Source organism: Desulfosporosinus sp. Tol-M2 (assembly GCF_059735615.1).
The window spans coordinates 1-2,679 of the sequence record NZ_JCAIJG010000007.1 but is presented as its reverse complement, the minus strand read 5'-3'; the positions used below and the strand labels follow the sequence as shown (position 1 = coordinate 2,679).

The window sequence follows — 2,679 nt, the reverse complement described above, 5'->3', positions numbered from 1 at the left end:
CGGGGTTTGGCCCTTGAATACCCTGCTAAGCAAAGAGCAACTTGCGGTAAAGTTTCTCGACGAATTGCCGGATACCTACCGCTATACTATTTTGGCTGAAAACGAACTGCTTATTGGAACTATAGGCTTTAAAGAAGTCAATATCCCTGCTCAATCGGCTACGCTCTTTGTTGTTCTTGGGAATAAAACATATTGGGGTAAAGGCTACGGCACAGATGCCTTAATCACCTTTTCGCGTTTCCTTCTTACCCAGTGGAATTTCCACAGAATTTCGCTGGATACTTGGGATGGAAATAATCGGGCTATAAGGGTTTATGAAAAAGTCGGTTTCAAGATTGAAGGTCGTCAGCGGGAAGCACGTTTTGTGTTAGGAAAATATCACGATGCCATTCTCATGGGTTTATTACGGGAAGAATTCTTCTCCCTGCATGGCAAATAATAAGGTTGCTAAAATCGGGAGTCTGGGGTAAACTATAACTAATTTAATACCTGACTAATTAGATAACTGTAATATTCCTCTGGGGTTGGGTGAAATTCCCTACCGGCGGTAAAGCCCGCGAGCCTTTTGGCAGATCCGGTGACATTCCGGGGCCGACAGTAGAGTCTGGATGAGAAGAGGAACAGGTAGAATGAGGCGTATTTGCGCTTTTTTTGAGCTGTAACTTTCTGACCCAAACACCCAGAGAAGACTTGGGTGTTTTTTTATTGTATGAAGGGGATTCTATATGCAAGCATCAAGTCCTTTCAATTTGAATGATGGAAAGTTCATGACCAGAGCACTTGATTTAGCCGTCAAGGCAATGGGACGAACCAGTCCTAATCCTCTCGTTGGTTGTGTAATAGTCAAGGATGAACAGATCGTCGGAGAAGGATATCACCTTAAAGCAGGTACTCCTCATGCTGAGATTCATGCTCTCGCAGCTGCGGGGAAGCAGGCCCGCGACGCTACCGCTTATGTTTCCCTGGAACCATGTTCTCATTTTGGCCGAACGCCTCCCTGCGCAGAGGCGCTGATCCGCGCCGGGATTAAACGAGTTGTCGTCGCCATGAAAGATCCCAACCCACTTGTTTCCGGTCGTGGCATCGCTCGCTTACGCGAGGTTGGAATTGAGGTAGACGTGGGCTTAATGTTTCATGAAGCCTCCCTCATTAATGAAGTCTTTATTAAAGTGATCTCGACCGGCTTACCCTTTGTCGTTTACAAAACAGCGATGACTTTAGATGGCAAAATCGCCACTGAGACTGGCGATTCACGCTGGGTCACTACGGAAGTTTCCCGGCAATATGTTCATCAATTACGTGATCGGTATGATGTTATTCTGGCGGGAAGTGAAACTGTCGTCCGGGATGACCCCGCCCTCACCTGCCGTCTTCCCCGTGGGCAAGACCCTGTTAGACTCATCGTCGATGGGCAATTACGTCTCGTCGAAAATGCACAGGTCCTAACCTCCTCCGCTCACAGCCCATGTATTATTGCTACAACGCAAGCTGCCTCTCCCGAGAAGATTAAACGTCTGAACAACCTCGCAGGGGTTGAAGTATGGCAATATGACACACTTCGGTATGTTCCCCTGGAAAAACTTTTGCGGGATCTTGTTCATCGCAGTTGGACCGGTGTGTTGCTGGAAGGCGGCGGCGGACTGGCGGGTATACTTATTCAAGAGCAACTTGTTGACAAAATCGAGTTTTTTATTGCACCCAAACTGGTTGGGGGAAATGGACCTTCTCCCCTTTCAGGGTTGCATATTGAGTATATGGCGGAAGCCATAGCCCTTCGAGATCTTCACCTTGATATGTATGCGGAGGATCTTCATGTTACCGGTTATCTGCATGATCAGAAGTCAGAGATCAGATGCCAGAGGTCGGAATAATCTCGGAAACTCCTTCTGGAATTGGGTGAAGTAACTACAAGCTAATGTTTAGTGGAATTGCGTAATTGAACGCAGCCGACAATACAGGACTAGGATACATTAGAAAGGGGATACAAGTGTTTACTGGAATTGTAGAAGAACTGGGCATCGTCCGTACCCTTCGGCTCCTGCCGGAATCCGGGCAACTTACTATCGAAGGGGAAAAAATCCTTAAGGGAACCCAAATCGGAGATAGCATCGCCATCAACGGTGTTTGCCTGACCGTGATTCGGCAAAGCGAGCGTGAATTCACAGTGGATGTGATGGCGGAAACATTGGCAAAAACCAATCTTGCCGAGCTTAAAAGTGGCAGCCGTGTTAATCTGGAGCGAGCGTTACAGCTTCAAACCCGTTTAGGCGGACATTTGGTCAGTGGGCACATTGATGGTGTTGGCAGCATTCGGAGGATTACCACATGGGGAATCGCCCAAGTTTATGAAATCAGCGCACCACCTGCCTTACTTTCCTATATGCTGCCAAAAGGATCAGTCGCTATTGATGGGATTTCACTAACGGTGATTGATGTGGAAGCCGAATATTTTACAGTCTCCCTTATTCCCCATACATTTGAGCAAACTACACTGGGATTAAAGGGGATTGGTGCAAGCGTCAACCTGGAAACAGACCTTATCGGTAAGTATGTCGCTCGATTTATGGGGATAAATACCGCCTCAAGTAAAAATAAACCGGATCTTTCTCTGGGTTTTTTGGCGGAACACGGATTTATCTGAATCTTATTCGCTTAAACCTTGGGTTAATAATAAAGGAG

At 46.9% G+C, this 2,679-nt stretch carries 3 protein-coding genes and 1 riboswitch; all 3 genes read left to right on the top strand.

Annotation, left to right across the window (positions count from 1 at the left end):
• A partial coding sequence (locus AC6I5A_RS00195) for a GNAT family N-acetyltransferase (protein ID WP_034610304.1) occupies nucleotides 1–439 on the top strand: 439 nt, incomplete at its 5' end.
• 71 nt (nucleotides 440–510) lie between these two features.
• Nucleotides 511–624, top strand: a riboswitch (FMN riboswitch).
• A gap of 101 nt (nucleotides 625–725) precedes the next feature.
• Nucleotides 726–1,871 (top strand): bifunctional diaminohydroxyphosphoribosylaminopyrimidine deaminase/5-amino-6-(5-phosphoribosylamino)uracil reductase RibD, encoded by a 1,146-nt coding sequence (gene ribD / locus AC6I5A_RS00190; protein WP_034610303.1) that lies wholly within the window; start codon nucleotides 726–728, stop codon nucleotides 1,869–1,871.
• A 116-nt stretch (nucleotides 1,872–1,987) separates the two neighbouring features.
• Nucleotides 1,988–2,641, top strand: a complete 654-nt coding sequence (locus tag AC6I5A_RS00185; protein ID WP_034610302.1) for a riboflavin synthase — start codon at nucleotides 1,988–1,990, stop codon at nucleotides 2,639–2,641.
• Nucleotides 2,642–2,679 lie beyond the last annotated feature (38 nt).